General features: G+C 62.4%; 21 protein-coding genes, 1 tRNA gene and 1 pseudogene. 9 read left to right on the top strand and 14 right to left on the bottom strand.

From position 1 onward, the window contains the following. Positions 1 to 161: 161 nt before the first annotated feature. On the bottom strand, positions 162 to 905 hold the full coding sequence (gene fnr / locus WCY17_RS13170) for a fumarate/nitrate reduction transcriptional regulator Fnr (protein WP_372702649.1): 744 nt from the start codon (positions 903 to 905) through the stop codon (positions 162 to 164). Between the two features lie 91 nt (positions 906 to 996). Next, positions 997 to 1,314, bottom strand: coding sequence for a hypothetical protein (locus WCY17_RS13165; protein ID WP_372702646.1), 318 nt, complete (start codon positions 1,312 to 1,314; stop codon positions 997 to 999). Positions 1,315 to 1,323: 9 nt separating this feature from the next. Between WCY17_RS13165 and nirK the strand changes: the two genes are divergently transcribed. From nirK to mnmA, 7 genes and pseudogenes are all read left to right on the top strand, one after another. Beyond that, a complete protein-coding gene (nirK, locus tag WCY17_RS13160; protein ID WP_372702645.1) occupies positions 1,324 to 2,601 on the top strand; it encodes a copper-containing nitrite reductase in 1,278 nt (425 codons plus the stop codon). A gap of 248 nt (positions 2,602 to 2,849) precedes the next feature. Further along, positions 2,850 to 3,944, top strand: a pseudogene (gene aroG / locus WCY17_RS13155) (3-deoxy-7-phosphoheptulonate synthase AroG). A 38-nt stretch (positions 3,945 to 3,982) separates the two neighbouring features. Continuing rightward, positions 3,983 to 5,395, top strand: a complete 1,413-nt coding sequence (locus WCY17_RS13150) for an FAD-binding oxidoreductase (protein WP_372702644.1) — start codon at positions 3,983 to 3,985, stop codon at positions 5,393 to 5,395. Positions 5,396 to 5,444: 49 nt separating this feature from the next. Then, on the top strand, positions 5,445 to 6,902 hold the full coding sequence (locus WCY17_RS13145) for an FAD-linked oxidase C-terminal domain-containing protein (protein ID WP_372702648.1): 1,458 nt from the start codon (positions 5,445 to 5,447) through the stop codon (positions 6,900 to 6,902). Between the two features lie 10 nt (positions 6,903 to 6,912). Then, positions 6,913 to 8,007, top strand: coding sequence for a glycolate oxidase subunit GlcE (gene glcE / locus WCY17_RS13140; protein ID WP_372702643.1), 1,095 nt, complete (start codon positions 6,913 to 6,915; stop codon positions 8,005 to 8,007). Between the two features lie 9 nt (positions 8,008 to 8,016). Continuing rightward, entirely contained in the window at positions 8,017 to 9,246 is a 1,230-nt protein-coding gene (gene glcF, locus WCY17_RS13135; RefSeq protein ID WP_372702642.1) for a glycolate oxidase subunit GlcF, read from the top strand. Beyond that, a complete protein-coding gene (gene mnmA, locus WCY17_RS13130) occupies positions 9,239 to 10,375 on the top strand; it encodes a tRNA 2-thiouridine(34) synthase MnmA (RefSeq protein ID WP_372702641.1) in 1,137 nt (378 codons plus the stop codon). The genes glcF and mnmA overlap by 8 nt, the downstream gene beginning before the upstream one ends. Here mnmA and WCY17_RS13125 read toward each other — a convergent pair. Next, positions 10,343 to 10,957, bottom strand: coding sequence for a glutathione S-transferase N-terminal domain-containing protein (locus tag WCY17_RS13125; RefSeq protein ID WP_372702640.1), 615 nt, complete (start codon positions 10,955 to 10,957; stop codon positions 10,343 to 10,345). The two genes, mnmA and WCY17_RS13125, sit on opposite strands and share 33 nt — an antisense overlap. 231 nt (positions 10,958 to 11,188) lie before the next feature. Between WCY17_RS13125 and purB the strand changes: the two genes are divergently transcribed. Next, on the top strand, positions 11,189 to 12,565 hold the full coding sequence (gene purB / locus WCY17_RS13120) for an adenylosuccinate lyase (protein WP_372702639.1): 1,377 nt from the start codon (positions 11,189 to 11,191) through the stop codon (positions 12,563 to 12,565). A gap of 45 nt (positions 12,566 to 12,610) precedes the next feature. Next, positions 12,611 to 12,686: transfer RNA gene (locus WCY17_RS13115), tRNA-Lys, on the top strand. A gap of 240 nt (positions 12,687 to 12,926) precedes the next feature. On the opposite strand, the gene WCY17_RS13110 is transcribed toward WCY17_RS13115, so the two are convergent. The 11 genes from WCY17_RS13110 to WCY17_RS13060 form a co-directional block, all read right to left on the bottom strand. Then, a complete protein-coding gene (locus WCY17_RS13110) occupies positions 12,927 to 13,436 on the bottom strand; it encodes a type II toxin-antitoxin system HicB family antitoxin (RefSeq protein ID WP_372702638.1) in 510 nt (169 codons plus the stop codon). A 29-nt stretch (positions 13,437 to 13,465) separates the two neighbouring features. Beyond that, on the bottom strand, positions 13,466 to 13,909 hold the full coding sequence (locus WCY17_RS13105; protein ID WP_372702637.1) for a VOC family protein: 444 nt from the start codon (positions 13,907 to 13,909) through the stop codon (positions 13,466 to 13,468). Positions 13,910 to 13,918: 9 nt separating this feature from the next. After that, positions 13,919 to 14,686, bottom strand: coding sequence for an SDR family NAD(P)-dependent oxidoreductase (locus WCY17_RS13100; protein ID WP_372702636.1), 768 nt, complete (start codon positions 14,684 to 14,686; stop codon positions 13,919 to 13,921). Between the two features lie 11 nt (positions 14,687 to 14,697). Further along, complete coding sequence (locus WCY17_RS13095; protein WP_372702635.1) at positions 14,698 to 15,876, bottom strand: NAD(P)/FAD-dependent oxidoreductase; 1,179 nt, start codon at positions 15,874 to 15,876, stop codon at positions 14,698 to 14,700. A 73-nt stretch (positions 15,877 to 15,949) separates the two neighbouring features. After that, on the bottom strand, positions 15,950 to 16,522 hold the full coding sequence (locus tag WCY17_RS13090) for a thiamine pyrophosphate-dependent enzyme (RefSeq protein ID WP_372702634.1): 573 nt from the start codon (positions 16,520 to 16,522) through the stop codon (positions 15,950 to 15,952). A 14-nt stretch (positions 16,523 to 16,536) separates the two neighbouring features. Continuing rightward, entirely contained in the window at positions 16,537 to 17,094 is a 558-nt protein-coding gene (locus tag WCY17_RS13085) for a phosphonopyruvate decarboxylase (RefSeq protein ID WP_372702633.1), read from the bottom strand. 47 nt (positions 17,095 to 17,141) lie between these two features. Then, positions 17,142 to 17,846, bottom strand: coding sequence for an ABC transporter ATP-binding protein (locus tag WCY17_RS13080; protein ID WP_372702647.1), 705 nt, complete (start codon positions 17,844 to 17,846; stop codon positions 17,142 to 17,144). A 5-nt stretch (positions 17,847 to 17,851) separates the two neighbouring features. Further along, on the bottom strand, positions 17,852 to 18,679 hold the full coding sequence (locus tag WCY17_RS13075) for an ABC transporter ATP-binding protein (RefSeq protein WP_372702632.1): 828 nt from the start codon (positions 18,677 to 18,679) through the stop codon (positions 17,852 to 17,854). After that, positions 18,679 to 19,470 (bottom strand): branched-chain amino acid ABC transporter permease, encoded by a 792-nt coding sequence (locus WCY17_RS13070; RefSeq protein ID WP_372702631.1) that lies wholly within the window; start codon positions 19,468 to 19,470, stop codon positions 18,679 to 18,681. The genes WCY17_RS13075 and WCY17_RS13070 overlap by 1 nt, the downstream gene beginning before the upstream one ends. Before the next feature lie 75 nt (positions 19,471 to 19,545). Further along, positions 19,546 to 20,448, bottom strand: a complete 903-nt coding sequence (locus tag WCY17_RS13065; RefSeq protein ID WP_372702630.1) for a branched-chain amino acid ABC transporter permease — start codon at positions 20,446 to 20,448, stop codon at positions 19,546 to 19,548. Positions 20,449 to 20,530: 82 nt separating this feature from the next. Then, a complete protein-coding gene (locus WCY17_RS13060; RefSeq protein WP_372702629.1) occupies positions 20,531 to 21,673 on the bottom strand; it encodes a branched-chain amino acid ABC transporter substrate-binding protein in 1,143 nt (380 codons plus the stop codon). Between the last annotated feature and the right edge of the window lie 141 nt (positions 21,674 to 21,814).

Genomic DNA, 21,814 nt, shown 5'->3' with positions numbered 1-21,814 from the left:
GGATAGCCCGCGGACAACGCCTACGGCGTTACCCACCGTCTACCCACAGGTTGGCGGCTGCACACATCAACACAGGCTGCCAGCTACCAAGTTCAGACTCATCTACGGATTGGAATCGACTGCTCCACTCTGTGCCGGATGCCTGTCGGATGGTGCGATGCTCAGGCGGCATCGGTGCCCGAAAGAGCGTGCAGTGCCTGTTGATCCAATATCTGCACTTCGCGCTGCTGGACCCGGATCAGGCCTTCGCGGGCAAAGCGCGAGAACAGCCGGCTCACGGTCTCCAGAGTGAGCCCCAGGTAGTTGCCGATTTCCTCGCGGCTCATGCGCAGGATGAATTCGTGGGGCGAATAGCCCAGATTCTGCAGGCGTTGGGACAGATTCAGCAAAAATACCGCAAGGCGCTGTTCCGAGCGCAGGCCGCCGATCGACAGCAGCATCTGGTGTGAGCGGCCGATTTCCTTGCTCATCAGGCGCCTGAGCTGACGCTGCAAGGTGGGTAGTTGTGTGGCCAGACGGTCCATCGCGTCCAGGCGGATGATGCAGACTTCGGAGTCTTCCAGTGCGATGGCGTGCGAGAGCTGTTCGTCATGCATCAGGCCATCCATGCCCAGGACTTCACCTGGCAGCAGGAAGCCCGTGATCTGTACCTGGCCGCGGGCATCTTCGATCTGGGTCTTGAAGGAGCCGGAACGTATCCCATAGAGTGCATTGGCCGCATCCCCTTCGCGGAACAAGGTGCCCCCCTTGGGCAGCCGCAGGCGCTCTTCGACCAGTTCGTCCATTTTCTGAACCTCGTGCTGCGACATGCCCAGCGGCAGGCAGATGGTATTGAGCATGCACGTGGAGCATCGCGTGGCGTCGAGCGCCAGCATGATACGGCGAGCGCTGTGGGGCTTGCGAATCAGTCCGGAAGAATTGTGGTCGGTCGGCACATTCAAACCTGAGAAGTGTAAGGCATCATGGGCATGATGATGGCCATGATGGCATGAGGGATTATAAGTTCATAATTGCGATAGTTGGAACCTTGAAGAATGTCGTTGTCCATTTTAGTGCCTCAAAGCTTGCGAAATGTCGTTTCGTACCTTCCAAGAGCCCGGTAACATGGGCGTTCCGCAGATCAAAGCTGGCAGGGAAGTCCAAGCTTGTATTGTTTAGGTTAATATAATTGCCATATTGAATATAGGTGTATTCATGATATTTTTCAGAAGGTTCCTGTGTGGTGTGCTGCTGGGTCTCGTCAGTGCAGGGCTCGGTACGGCGGCGTGGGCCGCCCACGGTGAAGGGGCTGACAGCAGCAGCAATGTCAGCCATCGACCCGACGTGACCTTCACATTGCGAACGGCGATTGCAGACGGCAAGCTGGTCTTCCAGGAAGAAGGCACCAATATCGTCAACCCTGATCTCCGGGTGCCGGCAGGTGCCGTCGTGCAGATCAATCTGGTGAACGGCGATGGCGCCACCCATGACGTGGCGGTGCCTGAATTTCATGCCAGATCGGACGAGATCTCGGGCAAGAATTCCGCAACGGCCATCGTCTTCCGGGCCAACAAGGATGGCACGTTCGAATACTACTGCACTTTGCCCGGTCACAAGGCCGCGGGTATGGTGGGCAGGATCATCGTTGGCGAAGAGGCCGATGTGGTCCGGACCGAAGCGCCGCAGATTGCGCACGATCCGTACGCGGTCGGTGAGCCAGTGGGTGCGCGGGCGCCGCAGCATGTCACGGTCGACCTGCTGACGACCGAACTGGTGGCCCGGCTGGCCGACAACAGCACGTACCGGTTCTGGACCTTCAACAACAAGGTACCCGGCCCGTTCATCCGCGTAAGGGTGGGGGACACGGTGACGCTGAACCTGAGCAACGCGCCGGACAGCACGCATATCCATTCGATCGACCTGCACGCGGTCACGGGCCCTGGCGGGGGGGCGGATGTCACGCAGGTGGCGCCCGGGCAATCCAAATCGTTCACCTTCAAGGCAAAGCATGCGGGTCTGTTCGTGTATCACTGTGCAACCCCCATGGTGGCGCAGCACATCACCAACGGCATGTACGGTCTGATTCTGGTCGAGCCCGAAGGGGGCTTGTCCAAGGTGGACAAAGAGTTCTACGTCATGCAGGGCGAGCTCTACACGGCGCAGCTGCACGGTGCCCCCGGCTTGCAGGAATTCTCTCTCGAGAACCTGCTGGCTGAAAATCCCCAGCACATGATGTTCAATGGCGCCATGGATGCGCTGACCAAGATCTACAGGATGGAATCCGACGTGGGTGATACGGTACGCATCTACTTCGGCGTAGGCGGGCCCAACCTGACGTCGAGCTTCCACGTCATCGGTGAGGTCTTCGATCGGGTCTACGACCAGGCCTCGCTGACCAGCACACCCCTGACCGACGTGCAGACCACGCTCGTACCGCCTGGCGGCGCGACCATGGTCGAGTTCACGACAGACTATCCAGGCCAGTATGTCCTGGTGGATCATGCCCTGTCGCGCGTGGAAAAAGGTCTGGCCGGGATCCTGACCGTCAGGGGCGAGGCCGATCCTGCGATCTTCGCGAGTGACGAGCACGTGGAAGAAGGGACCGGCCACATGGCGCATTGACCCGCCCAGGGCCGGCACTTTGCGCCAACAAGGACCGGCACTTCGGTTGCTGCGGCAGGCCGCCTGTGTTAGGATTGACCGATGAACGCGATTTCCTGGTTTTTCTATTTTGCCTTTTTTCCGAAGCCGCCGGTGGAGGAAGGGGATCGCAGTATCATGAAGTAGGTCAAAATTCCCTTGAAAGCCGCCGGCCCAGCCAGGCGGCTTTTTTTGTTTCCGACCTGGCCCCGGCCCACAGGAGCACCACAGTGTCACACAATACCGACGATACCCGCATCCGAGAAATTCGCGAGCTAGCGCCACCCGCCCACGTGATGCGCGAATTTCCCTGTACATCCGAGATCTCGCACATCGTGCATGATGCGCGCGATGCGGTGCATCGGATATTGCACGGCCTCGATGACCGTCTGGTGGTCGTGATCGGCCCGTGTTCCATTCATGATACCGATGCGGCTCTCGAGTACGCGCGGCGGCTGGCGCCCCTGCACCAGGCGCACGCCAATGAGCTCGAGATCATCATGCGGGTATATTTCGAGAAGCCGCGCACCACAGTGGGCTGGAAAGGGCTCATCAATGATCCGGGCCTGGATGGCAGTTTCGATATCAATCAGGGCCTGCGCAGGGCGCGTGAGCTGCTGATCGGGATCAACGCGCTCGGGCTGCCGGCCGGCACCGAGTTTCTCGACATGATCACGCCCCAGTACATCGCCGACCTGATCTCCTGGGGGGCCATCGGCGCGCGCACCACCGAAAGCCAGGTTCACCGCGAACTGGCCTCCGGCCTGTCCTGCCCGGTCGGTTTCAAGAATGGTACCGATGGCAATACACGCATCGCCATCGACGCCATCTAGGCCGCCTCGAACTCGCATTATTTTCTTTCGGTCACCAAGGGCGGCCATTCGGCCATCGTCTCGACACGCGGCAATCAGGATTGCCACGTCATATTGCGTGGCGGCAAAACGCCGAACTACGAGGCCGAGCACGTTCAGGCGGCAGCCGAAGCGCTCGAGACGTCCGGCATGCGGGGGCGCGTCATGGTCGATGCCAGTCATGCCAACAGCCACAAGGACTACACCCGTCAGCCGCTGGTCATCGATGATGTGTGCGCCCAGGTTGCCGCCGGTGACGAGCGCCTGTTCGGGGTCATGATCGAAAGCCACCTGGTCGGGGGTCGACAGGATCTGGTGCCTGGTCGTACTCTGGTGTATGGCCAGAGCATTACCGACGCCTGTGTCGATTGGGACACCTCGGTCGCGATGCTCGACTGCCTGGCCGAGGCCGTGCGCACGCGGCGCCAGCACCAGGGCAGCAAGCGTGCCCAGCACGCCGACAGCGCGGCCTGAATTCTCCGTTTACCGATTGTCATGAGGGCGTACACACCATGGACACGATGCCGTTTGAACAGCAGCCGCGGGCCCTGCCTGCGGGTTTCATTGCAGCCTTGACGGACCATTTCGGCCCGCGCTGCTCCACGGCACAGGCCGTTCGCGAACATCATGGGCGCGACGAATCGCCTTATCCGGCGATGTGGCCCGACGTGGTGGTATTTGCGCAGTCGGTCGACGATGTGGTCTGGGTCGCCCGACATTGCCATGCGCATGGCGTGGCGCTCATTCCCTACGGCGCAGGCTCATCGCTCGAAGGGCACCTGCTGGCCATCCAGGGTGGGGTCAGTCTCGATCTCTCCGGGATGGATCGCATCGTGTCGGTGCATGCCGAAGATTTCACCGCCACGGTTCAGGCCGGGGTGACGCGCATGCAGTTGAATGAGTCGCTGCGCGACACCGGTCTGTTCTTTCCGATCGACCCTGGTGCCGATGCCAGCCTGGGCGGCATGGCGGCCACGCGCGCTTCGGGCACCAATGCGGTGCGCTATGGCACCATGCGTGAAAACGTGATGTCGCTCAAGGTGGTCACGGCCGATGGCCGGCTCATCCAGACCGCCAGCCGGGCGCGCAAATCTTCGGCGGGCTACGACCTGACCCGTTTGTTTGTAGGCAGCGAAGGCACGCTGGGCATCATCGTCGAAGTCACCGTGCGGCTGTATCCACAACCCGAAGCCGTATCGGCAGCGATCTGCAATTTTCCCGATCTGGATTCCGCCGTACAGAGTGTCATCGAAATCATCCAGATGGGTATCCCGGTGGCGCGGGTCGAATTCATGGATGCCCATGCAGTGCGTGCCACCAATCAGTACAGCCAGCTGGATTTGCGCGAATCGCCCCTGCTGCTGTTCGAATTCCATGGCAGCCCGGCTTCGGTGCGTGAGCAGGCAGAATCCGTGCAGGCCATCACCCGCGAGCATGGCGGCCAGGATTTCGACTGGGCTGAGCATCCGGAAGACCGCAATCGCCTCTGGACGGCGCGTCACAATGCCTATTTTGCGGGCCTGCAATTGCGGCCCGGCTGTCGATCCAGTACCACGGACGTCTGTGTGCCCATCTCCCGTCTGGCCGATTGCGTCGGCGAGACGGCACTCGAACTGGATCAGGCCAGCTTTCCGTACACGATCGTGGGCCATGTGGGGGACGGCAATTTTCACGTGCTCATGCTGCTGGACCCCGACAATCCGGCTGAATGGGCCGAGTCCGAAGCACTCAATCGGCGCCTGGTCGAGCGGGCCATTGCGATGGAGGGCACGTGCACTGGCGAGCATGGGGTCGGCCTGCACAAACAGGCCTTCATGCTGGCCGAGCACGGTGCGGATGCACTGCACGTCATGGCCGCAATCAAGGCGGCGCTCGATCCGCACAACATATTGAATCCGGGCAAGATGTTGCCACCTGCTGTTTGAGTGGCCGGACATGAACGCCGTCCAAGCGCAAGCCCAGGAGGCTGCAGCCATGCCGGATTTTTCCGGTTTTCTCGCCCGCATCGCCGGGCATCTGCCCGCGCACTGCATCCTGACGCGTGCCGATCAGACGGCTGTCTACGAGTGTGATGGCCTGTCGCTGTACCGGCAGCAGCCCCCTGTGGTTGTCCTGCCAGAGACCGAAGCCCAGGTGCTTGCCGTGCTCGAGGCATGCAAGGCACACAATGTTCCAGTGGTTCCACGTGGGGCAGGCACCGGTCTTTCGGGCGGTGCCACCCCGCATCCGCAGGGCGTGGTGGTGGGTCTGGCCAAGCTCAACCGCATTCTGCGTCTGGACCCCGAGGCCTGTGTGGCAGTCGTGGGGCCGGGGGTGCGCAATCTGGCGATTTCAGAGGCCGCCGCGGTGCATGGGCTGTATTATGCGCCCGATCCGTCGAGCCAGATTGCGTGCTCCATTGGCGGCAATGTGGCCGAGAATTCGGGGGGTGTGCACTGTCTCAAGTATGGCCTGACGGTCCATAATGTATTGCGGGTGCGGGTGGTGACCATCGATGGTGAAATCCTCGAGCTGGGTTCCGAAGCCCCCGAAACCCCAGGCCTGAATCTGCTGCAGTCCTTCATCGGCTCCGAAGGCATGCTGGGCCTGGTGACCGAAGTCACCGTGCGCCTGATTCCCCAGCCTGAACTGGCCCAGGTGGTCATGGCCAGCTTCCCGAGCGTCGAGGCAGCGGGTGAAGGGGTCACGCGGGTGATTGCAAACGGCATCATCCCGGCGGGCCTCGAACTCATGGACAAGCGCGCGGTGCACATGGTCGAGCCCTTCGTGAAGGCGGGCTATGACCTCGAGGCCGAAGCCATCTTGTTGTGCGAATCCGATGGCACCCCGCAAGAGGTCGCCGAAGAGATCGCCCGGGTCGAGGCCCTGCTGCGCGCGGCCGGCGCCACGCGGCTGCAGACCTCGTCGTCCGAAGAAGAGCGCCTCAGGTTCTGGGCAGGGCGCAAGAACGCGTTCCCGGCGGCAGGGCGCATATCGCCCGATTACTACTGTATGGACGGTACCATCCCCCGTCGCCATCTGGGCAAGGTGCTGGCGGCCATTGCCAGGATGGAAACAGAATTCGATCTGCGCTGCTCCAATGTGTTCCATGCCGGCGATGGCAACCTGCACCCCCTCATCCTGTTCGATGCCAACCAGCCCGATGAAATCGAGCGCGCCGAGGCGTTCGGTGCGGCCATACTCGAATTGTGCGTGCAAGTGGGGGGTACCATCACGGGGGAGCACGGCGTGGGCATCGAAAAGATCAACCAGATGTGCTCTCAATTCACGCGCGAAGAGCTGGACACCTTTTCGGCATTCAAACGGGCCTTTGACCCATGGGGGCTGCTCAACCCGCTCAAGCTGATTCCCACCCTGGTGCGCTGCGCCGAATACGGCAAGATGCATGTGCATCAGGGCAATATCCGCTTCCCCGACATTCCACGTTTCTGACGGCTGGCCCATGGAATACGTACTTTCCGAACTCTGCGAACAGGTTGTCACAGCGCGCGCCGCACAGCGCCCCCTGATGCTGCGTGGCGGCGGCACCCGGCTGTTCTACGGTGGCCCCCTGCCGTCTGGTGACCGGGTCGGCTGGCTCGATCTCTCGGCCTATCGAGGCATCATCAGCCATGAACCATCCGAGCTGGTGCTGACCGCCCGGGCGGGTACGCCGTTGGTCGAAATCGAAACCGTGCTCCATGAACAGGGGCAGATGCTGGCGTTCGAGCCGCCGCGTTTTGGTGACGCAGGTACGCTGGGGGGGTGTGTGGCCAGCGGGCTGGCAGGCCCGCGGCGCATGGCGGTCGGCGGGCTGGCGGATTTCATCCTCGGCTGTCGTCTGCTCGATGCCGAGGGCAATGTGCTTCGATTCGGTGGCGAAGTGATGAAGAACGTGGCCGGCTATGATCTGTCCCGTTTGCTGGCGGGGTCGCTGGGGGTGCTCGGTGCCATGGTCGAAGTCTCGGTCAAGGTCCTGCCCCGTCCGCGCTGCGAACAGACCCAGGTGCTGCAGCTTGACGAGACAGCGGCCCTGGCGCATTGCCTGAGGTGGCGTGCACAGCCTTTGCCGATCTCGGCCACCCTGTGGGCACCCGATGCCGCGGGCGGCGGGGGCCGCCTTTCCGTGCGGCTGTCGGGCAACGAGGCGGCCGTGCGCCAGGCGTGTCAGGCCATTGGCGGCGATGCATTGCCCGAGGCATCAGCCACCGGGTTCTGGCAGGCGGTGCGCGACCAGACCCATTCCTTTTTCCAGCAGCGCCCGTTGTGGCGCCTGATCCTGCCGCCGGATGCGCCCGCGCTTGGCCTGGGCCCCGTACTTCACGAGTGGGGTGGCAGCCTGCGCTGGCTGCCGGGCGGGCATGAGGCCGGTGCCTTGCGCGACCGGGTGCAGTCGCTGGGGGGCTCGGCGACCCTTTATCGGCATGATGGCGTGCCGGCCGGGTTTTCAGTGTTCCATCCGCTGGCCGCGGGTATCCTGCAGATCCATCGGCGTCTCAAGCACGAGTTCGATCCTGCCGGAATCTTCAATCCACAGCGCCTGTACCCGGAATTCTGAGATCTCACCATGCAAACACAACTGGCCGAATGGGCGCGGGATACGGATTTTGGCCGTGAGGCCGATGAAATCCTGCGCCGTTGCGTACACTGTGGCTTCTGTCTGGCTACTTGCCCAACGTACCAGCTGCTGGGCGACGAACTCGACAGCCCACGGGGGCGCATCTATCAGATGAAGCAGTTGCTCGAAGGTGTCGAGCCCACCTACGTCACGCAACAGCATCTGGACCGCTGCCTGACGTGCCGCAACTGTGAAACCACCTGCCCGTCCGGGGTCGAATACGGCGCGCTGGTGGATATTGGCCGTCAACTGGTCAGCGAGCGCGTACGGCGGCCATGGCTCGAGCGGCTCAAGCGCGAGGGCCTGCGCCGGCTCATGGGTTCGGCCTGGTTCGGGCCACTGTACCGGCTGGGTTTGCATGTGCGGCCCATCCTGCCGGCGGTTCTGCGCAGCAAGCTGGCACCGGCGCGGGCCGCCGGGCCTTTGCCCGAACACGCCGAACGCCATGGCCGTCAGGTCATCATGCTGTCCAATTGCGTGCAGCCGGCAATGATGCCGTCCATCGATGCAGCGACCCGGCGCGTGCTCGACCGCCTGGGTATCGGTACGCGTTTTGCAGCGGGTTCGGGCTGTTGCGGTGCGATCAATTACCACCTCGATGCCCAGGAGGCCGCACGCGCTCAGATGCGCGCCAATATCGATGCCTGGCTGCCCCTGCTCGAGGCGGGCACGGTCGAGGCCGTGGTCGTCAACGCGTCGGGTTGCGGCGGCATGATCAAGGATTACGCGCGACATCTGCAGCACGACCCCGCCTATGCGCAACGGGCTGCACGCCTGATGCCGTACGTGAAGGACATTGCCGAAGTCCTGGCGCCCATGGCGGCCGAACTGAAGGGCCGGTTGCGCCAGATACCAGGCCGGGTGGCTTTTCATCCGCCCTGTACATTGCAGCATTGGCAGGGTCTGCGGCCACTGACCGAGCGTCTGCTGGCCGATCTGGGCTTTGACCTCCAGGCCTTCAATGACGCTCACCTGTGCTGCGGCTCGGCCGGCACGTATTCGATCACGCAGCCCGAACTGTCCCTTGCCTTGCGTGAACGCAAGCTCGAGGCCATCCAGGCTGCGCTGCCCGACACCATCGTGTCGTCGAACGTGGGCTGCATCTGCCACCTCCAGGGCGGGACCGGCACCCCGGTGCGGCACTGGATCGAATCGCTGGACGAGGCCCTGCATGGCTGACCAGCCGGCGCCTGGGGCGCGCGTCGTCGTCGGCATGTCCGGAGGGGTGGATTCCTCCGTAACGGCCTGGCTGCTCAGGCAGCAGGGCTATCGGGTGCTCGGCCTGTTCATGAAGAACTGGGAAGACGATGACGACACCGAGTACTGTTCATCGCGCCAGGATTGGCTGGATGCCGCCAGTGTGGCCGATCTGGTCGGCGTGGACATCGAGGCCGTGAATTTTGCCGCTGAATACAAGGATCGTGTGTTTGCCGAGTTTCTGCGCGAGTATTCGGCCGGACGCACGCCCAACCCCGATGTGCTGTGCAATGCCGAGATCAAGTTCAAGGCCTTTCTGGACCATGCGCTGGCCCTGGGTGCGGATTACATCGCCACCGGGCATTATGCACGGGTCCGGCATGCGCCCGGCGGCGGCCCCAGCCAGTTGCTCAAGGCCGCAGATGCCAGCAAGGATCAGACCTATTTCCTGCATCGCCTGGATCAGCAGCAGTTGCGGCGCACGCTGTTTCCGCTGGGCCTCCTGCGCAAGACCGAAGTGCGCCGGATCGCGCAGGACCTCGGCTTGCCCAACGCGGCCAAGAAAGACTCCACTGGCATCTGCTTCATTGGCGAGCGGCCGTTTCGGGAATTTCTGAACCGGTATTTGCCCATGCATCCCGGGCCCATCCTGGATCCCGAAGGCCGCGCGCTCGGGCAGCATCAGGGGCTGGCCTTTCATACCCTCGGGCAGCGCAAGGGGCTGGGGATCGGCGGCGTGCGGGGCCTGCAACGACCCGACGGCACCGCCGATGCGTGGTATGTTGCACGCAAGGATCTGGAGCGCAACGTGCTGTATGCCGTCCAGGGGCATGATCACCCGTGGCTGCTCAGCCACCGGCTGACAGCCGAGGACGCCAGCTGGGTGTCCGGCATGGCGCCCGCGCCAGGCCAGTACACGGCCAAGACCCGCTATCGCCAGGCCGATGCCGCCTGCACCCTGTCGGCCACTGCCGATGGGCGTTTCGAGCTATCGTTCAGGCAGGCCCAATGGGCCGTGACGCCCGGGCAGTCAGCCGTGCTGTATGCCGGTGATGTCTGCCTGGGGGGCGGGGTGATTTCAGGCCTCGGGGGGCCGGGTGTTGGCAAATGATGGCCGGCCGTCGAGTTTTTCGGCCAGACGCTCGAGTTGCGGGTGCGCGGCACGCCAGCCCAGATTCGGAAAGCGCAGGTCGAGATAGCCCAGCGCGGTGCCTGCGGCGATGTCTGCCAGGCACAGATTGACCCCCGTGCAATAGGCCTGTTCCCCCAGCTGCGAATTCATGTGGCCCAGCGCGGCATGGATCTTGGCCATCTGGCGTTCGACCCACTGTGGATCCGTTTTCTCGGCGGGGCGCCGGTGGGTTTCGATGAACGCGGCTGCAGCGGCGTCCATGATGCCATCGGCAATGGCTTCCCAGCGCTTGACTTCGATGCGCTCGCGCCCCGGTGGCGGGATCAGGCGCCCGACAGGAGACAGCGTGTCGAGATATTCGACGATCACGCGCGAATCGAACAGGGACCCGCTTTCATCCATGATGAGGCACGGTACCTTGCCGAGCGGGTTATGGGCTGCGAGCTGTTCAGCAGGCCCCCAGGGGTCGTCGAGTATGAGCTCGTAATCGAGCTTTTTCTCGGCCAGCACGATACGCACCTTGCGTACATAAGGGCTGGTCAGAGAGCCAATCAGTTTCATGGCGCAGCAGGGAAGTTCTAGGCCTGAAAAGTATAGCAGGCGGATTGGCGGGTTCGGTCAACTGTGGTTTATGTGCTCCAGGGGCTTGACAAGCGTATGGATTGGCTGAGTGCGGGCCTGTGGGCGGCCGAATCTCGTACTGGCGGTGTTAGAATGCCAGCCCACGGTACCCTTTTGTTCATTATTCTCTTTTCACCCGTTCTGGCCTTTTCCAGGCGGCAGGTATACAGCATGCAGATCGATTCTTCCCTCTCGGCGCTTACGGCCTTGTCGCCGCTCGATGGTCGTTACGCGGGCCAGGTGCATGGCTTGCGTCCCCTGTTGTCCGAGGCGGGTTTCATGGCGCATCGGGTCGAGGTCGAGATTGCCTGGCTGATCGGCCTGTCTGAACTGGGCCTGCCCGAAATGCCGGCTTTCGACGCATCGGCGCGTGCACGGCTGAAGGCGGTGGCAGAGGGGTTTTCGCAGGCCGATGCCGCGCGCATCAAGGCCATCGAGCGCGACACCAACCACGATGTCAAGGCCGTGGAATATTGGCTCAAGGAGCAGGTGGCCGATGTACCCGCCCTGGCCGCAGCGGCAGAGTTCATCCATTTCGCCTGCACGTCCGAAGATATCAACAATGCTTCGCATGCGCTGATGCTGCAAAGGGCACGCACGGATTGCCTGCTGCCAGCGTATGGTTCGATATTGGCGCGCCTGCGCGATCTGGCACACCAGTACGCAGACCAGCCCCTGCTGTCGCGCACGCATGGGCAGCCCGCCACGCCCACGACCATGGGCAAGGAACTGGCCAATGTCGTTGCCCGGTTGCGGCAGGCCGTCGGCGTGATGGCGGCGGTCCGGCCCCTGGCAAAGCTCAACGGCGCCACAGGCAATTACAATGCGCATCTTGCGGCCTGTCCGGACATCGACTGGCCCATGTTCTCGGCGCAAGTGCTGCAGGGGCTCGGCCTGACGCAGAATCCATACACCATTCAGATCGAACCACACGACTGGATAGCCGAACTGTTCGATGCAGTCGCCCGGGCCAATACCATCCTGCTGGATCTGAACCGGGATCTCTGGGGTTACATCTCACTGGGATATTTCCGCCAGCGCCTGCGCGAGGGCGAGGTGGGCTCATCGACCATGCCACACAAGGTCAATCCGATCGATTTCGAGAACTCCGAGGGCAACCTGGGCCTGGCCAACGCCATGCTGCGTCACCTGTCCGAAAAGCTGCCGGTATCCCGCTGGCAGCGCGATCTGAGTGATTCAACCGTCTTGCGCAATCTGGGCGTGGCCTTGGGCTATACGCTGGTTGCGTGCGATGCCTGCCTGCGCGGGCTGGGCAAACTCGAACTGGATGCCGAGGCCATCGATGCCGATATCGATGCCTGCTGGGAAATCCTGGCCGAACCGGTGCAGACGGTCATGCGTCGCCATGGCCTGCCGCATCCATACGAGCAACTCAAGGCGCTGACGCGGGGTCGCGGCATCACGCGCGAGGCACTGCAGAACTTCATCGCCAGCCTCGATCTGCCCGCAGAACCCAAAGCCCGCCTGCTGGCACTGACCCCACGAAGTTATATCGGTCTGGCCGCCCGTCTGGCAGCAGACATCTGACCCGATTTTGATGTATAGTTTCGTTCTTCGCCAGATTTCCTGACGGGGCTGTTAGCTCAGTTGGTAGAGCAGCGGACTCTTAATCCGTCGGTCGACAGTTCGAGCCTGTCACAGCCCACCAAAAATGTTTTATATCAAGCGTTTGGCCGCTCACTGATCGGGGCGGCTTTTGCTTTTTGGCAGAATGTGCCGTAAACGTGACGTTGTTTACGTACTTGTCAGGTGGGTACTTGTCAGGTGGTCGGCCCCCGAGTGTGTCTGCTTCTTCAACATTTCCAGCGTCTCCCCACATTCCCTGGGTTCCTTCCGGTCGAACAGGGGGGTGACGGCCCGGCTTCGGCTGGGTGCGGGCGCGGTGAGATCAGGCTTTCGCCATTTCCCGCTCTGCCGCTTTTGCCAGGAATGCAGAGCGCGAAAGGCGTTGAGCCTTGGCCATTGCGTCAATACGATGCACCAGATTCTCGGGCAAGCTGATGTTCAGGCGAACGGCTCGGGTGCTGATCTTCGACAGATCAATGTTGATCAACATCCAGTAGCCATCTTGGAATCGCTCGTCGTGGAGCCAGGCGTCGGGAGAGGTAGGGGCGGGGATGCCCATATCCTCACCCTCAAAGTTCACTTCGACCGCTTCTTGTGCGAGGCGCGGCAGGTCTGCCAGATCGTCGGCTGCAGAGAAGCATCCCGGGAAATCAGGGAACGTGACGCCGTAGGCGCTGCCCCTGTCCTTGTGGATAAGTCCTTCGCGGAGCGCCTGGCGCTGGGCGAGTGGATCACCGCTGGCCAGACGGTGATCCTCACAGGCGCCACGGGCCACTGATGGCATCAGCCTGCCAGATAGGCAAGGCCCGGCCGCGGGGCGGCTGCGCCGCATGGATACTACTCTGGGGGCAGCCGTGCCGTTCAGCGCCCGGGCAGATTCGTGGCCCGGGTCAGAAGAACCACGCCAGCGGCGTCCTGCGTATCGTAGTACGTGAAGCCCGTACCGTTGCTGCGGCGCCCCGACATCAGTACCGGCAGGCCCGATTCGGCCTGCGCCGCATCGGCATCGGGCACTTCGAACCCCAATTGAAAAACGCCCTCGCCCCGGGTATCCAGGTGCCTGCGCTGCGGGCTGTCCTGCGGGCCGGGCTCGCAGAGTTGCAACTGGATATTGGGCAGGTTGCAGACACGATACTTCAGTGCCTTGAAACCTTCTTCGTCAGGCACTGCGAGACGTATGTATTCACTCAGCGGCGGATACGCTTGCCAGGGCCCGATGCCGATGGACTCGTAATAGGCCTGGGTGCGGTCGATGTCATGCACCACGATGCACACGTGATGCAGCTTGTCGTAGATGGACTTCATCGCTCGGTCTCACTCGGGCATGACGTAGTTCAGTACCCGGCGCCCGCCATCGGGATAAATGGTCTCCCCTGTGAAATACGAAGCATCTTCGCTGGCCAGGAAGGCCACCACGCCGGCGATTTCGCGCGGTTCCCCATAGCGCCCCAGGGGCGTGCGCATCAGGATCGCCTTGTTGCCCGCACTGTTGACGAAGTCCCCGGCGACCATCTCGCTCATGATGGTGCCCGGCCCCACGCCCACGACCCGGATGCCATGGCGGGCCAGCGCAACGGCCGCGGTACTGGTGACCTGGTTCATGCCACCCTTGGAGATTGCGTAGGGTGATACGTTGGGGTTGGCCAGACCCGAATTGATCGACGACATGTTGATGATCACGCCGCCGCCACCTTGTGCCAACATCTGCCGGGCGGCTGCCTGCGTGCCCAGAAACGTGCCCTTGAGATTCACGGCCAGGACATGATCGTAAGTATCTTCCGTGACATCGAGAAAAGGCACAATGGGGCAGATGCCAGCATTGTTGACCATGATATCCAGATGGCCAAAATGCTCCACGGCAGCGGCTACCAGGGCATCCATCTGTTCCTTGCTGCTGACATCCGTGACTCGCGCGAGGACACGCTCTGCTGGCCCGATTGCCTGAGCGGTCTGCTGCAGGCGCTGCGAATCGATATCGGCGATCACCACGCTCGCGCCTTCGGACAGGAAGCGTTCGGCGGTAGCCCGCCCGATGCCGCGGGCGGCGCCCGTCACAACCACGACTTTGTTGCTGAATCTCATGTCGTACTCCTTCAATAAACAATTTCTTCAGACAGGGGCTTGCCCGCGCGGATGCGCGCATAGCCCAGGGGGGTCAGATCCAGGGTCACATAGCGGCCCTGCTGGATGAATTCTGCGATGGCTCGCCCGACGGCCGGCGCATGCATCAGGCCGTGGCCGGAAAACCCGGTTGCGAACAGCAGGTTCTCCAGCGTGTCGTGCGGGCCGACAATACCGTTGTGATCCAGGGTATTGACTTCGTAATGGCCTGCCCATGCGCTTTGCAGGCGCAGGGCTTCCATGGCCGGGATCCGTTGCGCCAGCGCGGGCCAGAATGTGCCTTCGAGCAGGCGGTAATCTGGTTCGAAATCGCCCGTGGCGTCGCCGTCGCGCTCGGCGGGCGGCTGGACCCCGCCAATGAAGCCCTGGCCCTCCGGCCGCATCCAGATGCCGGATGAATCGAACAGCATAGGGCCATGGTCCATCTTGAGCGGCGCATGAAACGAGAATACCGTGCGCTTTCGTGGTGACACAGGCAGAGGCTGATCCAGGCGTGCCGTCAGGGCGCCTGATTGGGCACCGGCGGCCATGATGCACCAGTCGCACGGTATGCGGCTGCCGTCGGCCAGGCGTACCGCCTGTACACGACTGGGTCCCGAATCAAAGCCCGTCACTTCCCGGGCTACATAGCGCACATCCATTTCGCAGGCGCTGGTCCGGACCAGGGACAGCAACGACCAGGCATCGAACCATCCCTCAGCGGCCTGGCCGTAGGTGCCCAGTGCCACGCCCTGGGTTGAAATCCATGGAAAGCGCCTTTCGATCTCCAGGGGGGCCAGTGCCACCACGTCTGCACCCTCGGCTCGCTGCATGTCGACCATGGCCAACCGTGCATTTGCACTGCCCATGCCGCTGAGGATCAGGTAGCCGTTTTCCTGGTAGCCCACATCTGCTGCCGGACCGAAGGAATCCCTGATGCTGCTGACGAACCGGGCGCCATAGAGGCTCATGCGTACATTCAGTGGTGATTCGAACTGCGTGCGGATGGAGGCTGCCGAAAGCGCAGTCGAGCACAGCGCGTAGCTGGGATCCTTCTCCACGACCGTGATATCCCCGCCAAACCCCAACCGACGCAGGAACCAGGCACTGCAACTGCCGATGATCCCGCCGCCCACGATCACGACACGAGGTGCTCTGCCGCCTGCCATCATGGCGCCACCCGCAGGAGAATGCCCGCATGCATCGGCGCCACAGGCCCCTGTGTACGTGAGCGTGCTCTGAGATTCAGCATGGCATGAATCCAAGATGGGCCCGAAAGCGGTTCTTGATGAACACGGCATCCCGGGGCGGTAAAGACCGGGGCAGGTTTTCAGCCTTGATCTTGAGCACAAAGAGGCGCGGGCCCTGGGCTGCCTGCTGCAGACGGTTGGCCAACTGACGCAGCGCGTCCAGGTGGTGGAATACGCCGGTCTCGGCGAAGCCCGCGGCGGCGGCAATCCTGTCGAGCGCAATGCCACGGCCCGTGTGGCTGACCTGCATGCCGGTCTCGCCAAAGTGCTCGTTGTCCAGCACGATGATGTCCAGGTTGCGTGGTGCGGCGACCGCGATGGTTGCCAGCCCGCCGAAGCCCATCAATTGTTCACCATCGCCCGTGATGACCAGGACACGGTGCCCCGGCTGCGCCTGGGCCAGGCCCAGGCCCACCAGCGCAGCGGCACCCATGGCGCCCCACAGGTAACAGGTGCTGTCCGCATCGCCTGCCGCGTGGACGTCGTAGCTGGGCGACCCCAGGCCGGTGACCACCAGGGTATTCTTGCGCTCGGCGAGCAGTATGCGCACGGCCTCGCGACGGTCCATGCCGTTGCATTCATTTACCATTTCTTTTCACCCAATACGCGCTGGTCGATCAGGACCGCAATTTGCTGATCCGCCTCAAACGCCATGCCGGCCGCCTGATCCACCGTGGCAATCACGTCTTCAGCCGTCGTCGCATGGAACACCGTGACCCCGACCGCCCGCAGCGCGGGTTCCGTGGCCTGGCCCATAAGGACCTGCCACGGGTTGAATTCGCCCCACTGGCCTCGCATCGTGATCAGCAGCAGCAGCGGGGTACGGGTCTGTACCGCAAGCGACAGCATGTTGATGCAGTTGCCGGCGCCCGATGACTGCATCAGGACCGCAGCCCTTTGGCCGCCCAGCCACGCGCCAGTGGCGATGGCGATACCTTCTTCTTCGGTGGTCAGGACATTGGTCGTCATGTCCGGATCATTGATGAGCAGATCGATGAGGATGGCATGACCCGCGTCCGGAACATAGGAGACTTGTCGTACGGCGCGCGCTTTCAGGACTTGATGCAGTCGGCATGGCCAGATCGGCGCCGATGTGGGTTGCTTGGCCTGGATGTCGGGTATTGCTTCGGTTGGTGTCATGGGGATATGAGTTGATTGGTCAGGTTGCAGGTGGCGGCATGATGCGGTCATTTCCCGCCCAGATAGGCCGCCTGGATGTCTTCCGAGTTGAGCAATTGCCGGGCGCTGCCTTCATGTTGCAGGCGGCCCACCTCGAGTACGTAGCCGCGGTCGGCCAGCTTCAGGGCCATGCGTGCGTTCTGTTCCATGATGAGGATGGTCACCCCGGTCTCGCGGATTTCTCTGAGCACCTGGAAAATGTTGCGTACGATGATGGGTGCCAGGCCCAGGCTGGGCTCGTCGAGCAGCAGCAGCTGCGGCCGGGTGACCAGTGCGCGGCCGATGGCCAGCATCTGCTGCTCGCCACCGGATAGTGTGCCGGCGAGCTGCGTACGGCGCTCATGCAGACGCGGAAAGATCCGGTAGACGTATTCGCGGCTGGCGTGCATCTCTTCGTGTGTGCGGGTGAAGCCTCCGAGGAGCAGGTTCTCCGCCACGGACAAGGTCCCGAACACCCGTCGCCCTTCTGGTGACTGCCCGATGCCCAGGCGCACGATTCGGTGCGCCTCCAGGCGTGTGATGTCGCGGCCCGCAAAATGGATACGCCCGGACTGCGGCTTCATGAGGCCACTGATGGTGCGCATCAAGGTGGTTTTACCCGCCCCGTTGGCGCCCAGTATGGTGACGACTTCACCGGCGTCCACATGCAGCGAAATCCCTTTGATGGCCTGTATCTGCCCGTAAGCGACTTTCAGGTCCTCGATGTCCAGCAAGCGCGTCATGCGTATTCCTGCCTGACAGGTTTCACGACGTCGTGCCTGGCTGCCGGCGGGTCGTCGTCCTGACCCAGGTAGGCCTCGATCACCTTGGGGTTGCTGCGGATCTCGCCTGGCCGGCCTTCAGCGATCAGGCGGCCAAAATTGATGACGGCGATATGATCCGTCACGTTCATGATGACGTTCATGTCGTGCTCGACCAGCAGTATCGTGACCCCCATGCCGCGGATCGCACGTATGGTGTCGTTGAGCGCTGCGGATTCATTGTCGTTCAGGCCGGCGGCGGGCTCGTCCAGGATGATCATCTCGGGATTGCCCACCAGGGCACGCGCCAGTTCGACGCCGCGCTGTGCGCCGTAGGGCAGGGCAGTGGCCTGCTCATGCGCCATGTTGCCCAGCTGCAGCATGCCCAGCACGTCCATGGCCCGATCCACCAGGGCGTTTTCCTCACGTCGCTGACTGGCTGTGCGCAACAGCCCCTGCCACCAGCGTTGCTGCAGCTGCAGGTGTTCGCCCGCGATGACGTTTTCCAGCACGGTCATGCCTGGAAACAGGCGGATGGCCTGGAAAGTGCGGCGAATGCCAAGCGCCGCGATCCTGTGTGGTGGCAGGCCGCTGATGGGGCGTCCATGCAGGAGGGCCTGGCCCGATGTGGGCCGATATACCCCCGTGATCAGGTTGAACACCGTGGATTTCCCTGAGCCATTGGGGCCGATCAGGCCAAAAATGGATCCTTTGGCCACCTTGAGGCTGAGATCATCCACCGCGCGCAGCCCACCGAACTGGATACCCAGATGTTCGAGTTCGAGCAGGATTGCAGACGTATCCATCAGAACCCCCCTTTGCGGGCGGGCCAGATGCCCTGAGGCCTGAGTATCATCACCAGGATCATGGCGATGCCGAATACGAAATAGCGATAATAGGCAAATGCCGTGAAGACCTGGGGCAGCACGAACATCATCGTGGTGCCCAGCAGCACCCCGGGGATGGATCCCTGGCCACCGATCAGAACGATGGCAAACAGGACGACGGATTCGGTGAAGACGAACGATCCGGGGCTGACAGAGGCGAGCTGGATGGCAAACAGGGCGCCGGCCACTGCGGCCAGCGCAGCCGACAGGGCAAAGGCGCCGACTTTGTATTGGCGCGCATCGATGCCAAGGGTGCTTGCTGCCAGTTCGTCGAGCTTGATGTAGCGATAGGTACGACCCAGCGCGCAGCGATCCAGGTTGTGCATCAACCAGATCACCAGCGCGAGCACGACCCAGTTGATATAGAACAGGCTGGTCTGGCTGTCCAGGTCATGTCCGAAGAATGAGGGTGGATCGATCCCGAACAGCCCGTCCGAGCCGCCGGTCAGGCCCAGCAGGTTGTTGTTCAGCGCCAGTACGAAAATGCTGTTGAAGCCTATGGTCACCACCAGCAGGTAATCACCGCGCAGCTTGACAATGGGTGCAGCCAGAATGGCCCCGACCGCCGCGGCCACCGCGATGGCCACGGGAATGGTCCACAGCACGGGCCAGCCCCAGATCAGCGACAGCATTGCGGTGGCGTAGGCGCCGATGCCAAAGTACACGGCGTGGCCCATATCGTACATGCCGGCCCGGCCCAGGAGCGCCATCTGTGCCCTTGGCTGTCCGGGCCGACGTCGGGTGACGTGTGGGGCGCGGGCCTTGCTTTCGTCGTGCTCACGTGCTCACACCTTTTCGGCAATGCGTTCGCCCAGCAACCCCGAGGGCCGGACCAGCAGGATGATGATCAGCAGGGCGAAGGTGATCGCATCCTGCCACGCGCTCGAAATGAACCCGGCACCGAATGCGTTGACCAGACCCAGCAGCAGGCCGCCCAGCATGGCGCCCGGGATATTCCCGATGCCGCCGATGATCGCCGCGATGAACGCGAACAGGCCGTACGACCAGCCCATCGTGAAGAAAGTCTGCCGGTAGTACAGGCCGATGAAAAGCCCGCCGATGGCACCCAATGCAGGGCCGATGATGAACACCAGGGCGATGACCCGGTTGACATTGATGCCCATGAGCCGGGCTGCGTCCTGATCGATGGCCGAAGCCCGGATGGCGGTGCCCAGGCGCGTGTGATGCACGAAAATGTACAGCAAGGCCATCAGCAGACTGGCGCCGATCAGGATCATGACCTGCACGAGCGTGATGCTTGCGCCCCCGATCTCCCATGACACGTTGGGCAGCAGGCCGCTTGGAAAGACCCGGACATTCGGCCCCCAGATGAGCATGATGCCGTTCTCGATCAGCATCGAGGCCCCCAGGGCCGACACGACTGCAGACAGGCGATGCACGCGGCGCAAGGGCTTGTAGGCCAGTTGATCCAGCAGGATGCCGGCAATGGCCACCACGATGATGGCCATGAGGAACGCCACCCCCAGCAGCAGGATCTGATCCAGCCTGCTGAAGACGCCCGCCATAATCGTAGTCAGGCCAATATACGCGCCCAGTATGCACAGATCGCCATGGGCGAAATTGATCAGTTTCAGGACGCCGTACACCATGGTGTAGCCCAGGGCGATCAGCGCATAGATGCCGCCGATCGTCAGGCCATTGATGGTCTGCTGCAGAACGATGTCCATCCACGTGCTCCTGCGGCCGGATCATGGCCATCCGGCATCCGGCGGCGACATGCACTGCATGCCGTCGCCCCGGGGTTTGAGTCTATTGGTGGACGATCTTGAAGCTGCCATCCGGCTGCACTTCCATCGCCGCCATCAGGCTGCCTGCGCGCTCACCGTTTTCATCCCATTTCATTTTCCCGGTCAGGCCCTCGAATTCGGCCGGCATGTTGTGCAGCCACTGCTCGATGGCCGAGAAGTCCGTGCTTTGTGTCGCCTCGATGGCGGCGAAAATCGAATTCAGGCCATCTACATTGGTGAGCGTGTAGATGCTTGGTGGCTTGCTGCCGTATTTTTCCTTGTAATCGGCAAGGAACCTGGCCGCATTCTCGTAGGGCAGGCTTTCTGGCGGGGGTACGTTGATGACGACGGATCCGGGTGCCGAGGCGCCGGCAATCTGTATGAACGCCTCACTCTGGTTGGTGTCGCCACCGACGAAGTCTGCTGCCATCTTCAGCTGATCCATCTGTGCCTTGATGAGGCCACCGTCCGTGTAATAGCCGCTGAAGTACACGACATCGGGGTTGACTGATTTGATTTTCGTGAGTACGGCGGTGTAGTCTTGCGTGCCGGCGTTGATGAACTCCTTGCTGGCGATGTGGCCGTTGTGCGTCTTGATGGATTTTTCGACGGAATCTGCCAGATCGGTGGCATAGCTGGAGTGATCGGTAATGATGGCGATGTTCTTGTAACCCTTGGTGTTGACCAGATAGTCGCCTGTGAAGGCCGCCTCTGCGCTGTTGGGCGGGTCGTTCCTGAAGAAATTCTTCCAGCCCTTTGCAGTCAGCTCGTCGCTGGTACCGTCCGAACTGTGGATGACGTTGGCGCGCGAGTACGTGGGCCCGGCCGCCAGGCTGGCGCCGCTGGTGTAGCTGCCGACCACCCCGATGACGCTATCGTTGACAAGCTGCCGCGCGCAGATGGTGGCGCGAGACGCCTTGCCCTCGTCGTCACAGACGATCAGCTTGATTTCACGGCCCAGCAGGCCACCTTCGGCGTTCTTTTGTTCGATGAGCAGGTCGAGGCCGTTTTTCACGCCTTGCCCTTCAACGGCGTAGTCACCCGTGATGGGAAACTGCAGGCCGAAAAGCAGCGGCCCGCCCTCTGCAGCGAGCGCTGCGCCGCTCATGCCCAGCGCCAGGCCAACGACTGTTGCGCTGGCTGAATATGCGAAGATTTTTTTCACTGGATGGTCTCCTGATATAGTCGATTCCAATCCGTAGATGAGTCTGAACTTGGTAGCTGGCAGCCTGTGTTGATGTGTGCAGCCGCCGACCTGTGGGTAGACGGTGGGCAACGCCGTAGGCGTTGTCCACGGGCTATCCAT

This window comes from Castellaniella sp., assembly GCF_041677825.1.
In the GTDB taxonomy this organism is placed as follows: Bacteria; Pseudomonadota; Gammaproteobacteria; order Burkholderiales; family Burkholderiaceae_B; genus Castellaniella.
The sequence above is the reverse complement of the archived record's forward strand: the minus strand, read 5'-3'. Positions and strand labels throughout refer to the sequence as shown.

Excerpts from the sequence above, each read along its gene's own strand:
- WCY17_RS13165 (WP_372702646.1), bottom strand. The coding sequence starts at position 1,314 with ATGGCTGACATTGCTGCTGCTGTCAGCCCCTTCACCGTGGGCGGCCCA.
- WCY17_RS13150 (WP_372702644.1), top strand. The coding sequence starts at position 3,983 with ATGGACACGATGCCGTTTGAACAGCAGCCGCGGGCCCTGCCTGCGGGT.
- WCY17_RS13145 (WP_372702648.1), top strand. The coding sequence starts at position 5,445 with ATGCCGGATTTTTCCGGTTTTCTCGCCCGCATCGCCGGGCATCTGCCC.
- glcE (WP_372702643.1), top strand. The coding sequence starts at position 6,913 with ATGGAATACGTACTTTCCGAACTCTGCGAACAGGTTGTCACAGCGCGC.
- glcF (WP_372702642.1), top strand. The coding sequence starts at position 8,017 with ATGCAAACACAACTGGCCGAATGGGCGCGGGATACGGATTTTGGCCGT.
- mnmA (WP_372702641.1), top strand. The coding sequence starts at position 9,239 with ATGGCTGACCAGCCGGCGCCTGGGGCGCGCGTCGTCGTCGGCATGTCC.
- WCY17_RS13125 (WP_372702640.1), bottom strand. The coding sequence starts at position 10,957 with ATGAAACTGATTGGCTCTCTGACCAGCCCTTATGTACGCAAGGTGCGT.
- purB (WP_372702639.1), top strand. The coding sequence starts at position 11,189 with ATGCAGATCGATTCTTCCCTCTCGGCGCTTACGGCCTTGTCGCCGCTC.
- WCY17_RS13110 (WP_372702638.1), bottom strand. The coding sequence starts at position 13,436 with ATGCGGCGCAGCCGCCCCGCGGCCGGGCCTTGCCTATCTGGCAGGCTG.
- WCY17_RS13105 (WP_372702637.1), bottom strand. The coding sequence starts at position 13,909 with ATGAAGTCCATCTACGACAAGCTGCATCACGTGTGCATCGTGGTGCAT.
- WCY17_RS13100 (WP_372702636.1), bottom strand. The coding sequence starts at position 14,686 with ATGAGATTCAGCAACAAAGTCGTGGTTGTGACGGGCGCCGCCCGCGGC.
- WCY17_RS13095 (WP_372702635.1), bottom strand. The coding sequence starts at position 15,876 with ATGATGGCAGGCGGCAGAGCACCTCGTGTCGTGATCGTGGGCGGCGGG.
- WCY17_RS13090 (WP_372702634.1), bottom strand. The coding sequence starts at position 16,522 with ATGGACCGTCGCGAGGCCGTGCGCATACTGCTCGCCGAGCGCAAGAAT.
- WCY17_RS13085 (WP_372702633.1), bottom strand. The coding sequence starts at position 17,094 with ATGACACCAACCGAAGCAATACCCGACATCCAGGCCAAGCAACCCACA.
- WCY17_RS13075 (WP_372702632.1), bottom strand. The coding sequence starts at position 18,679 with ATGGATACGTCTGCAATCCTGCTCGAACTCGAACATCTGGGTATCCAG.
- WCY17_RS13070 (WP_372702631.1), bottom strand. The coding sequence starts at position 19,470 with ATGGCGCTCCTGGGCCGGGCCGGCATGTACGATATGGGCCACGCCGTG.
- WCY17_RS13065 (WP_372702630.1), bottom strand. The coding sequence starts at position 20,448 with ATGGACATCGTTCTGCAGCAGACCATCAATGGCCTGACGATCGGCGGC.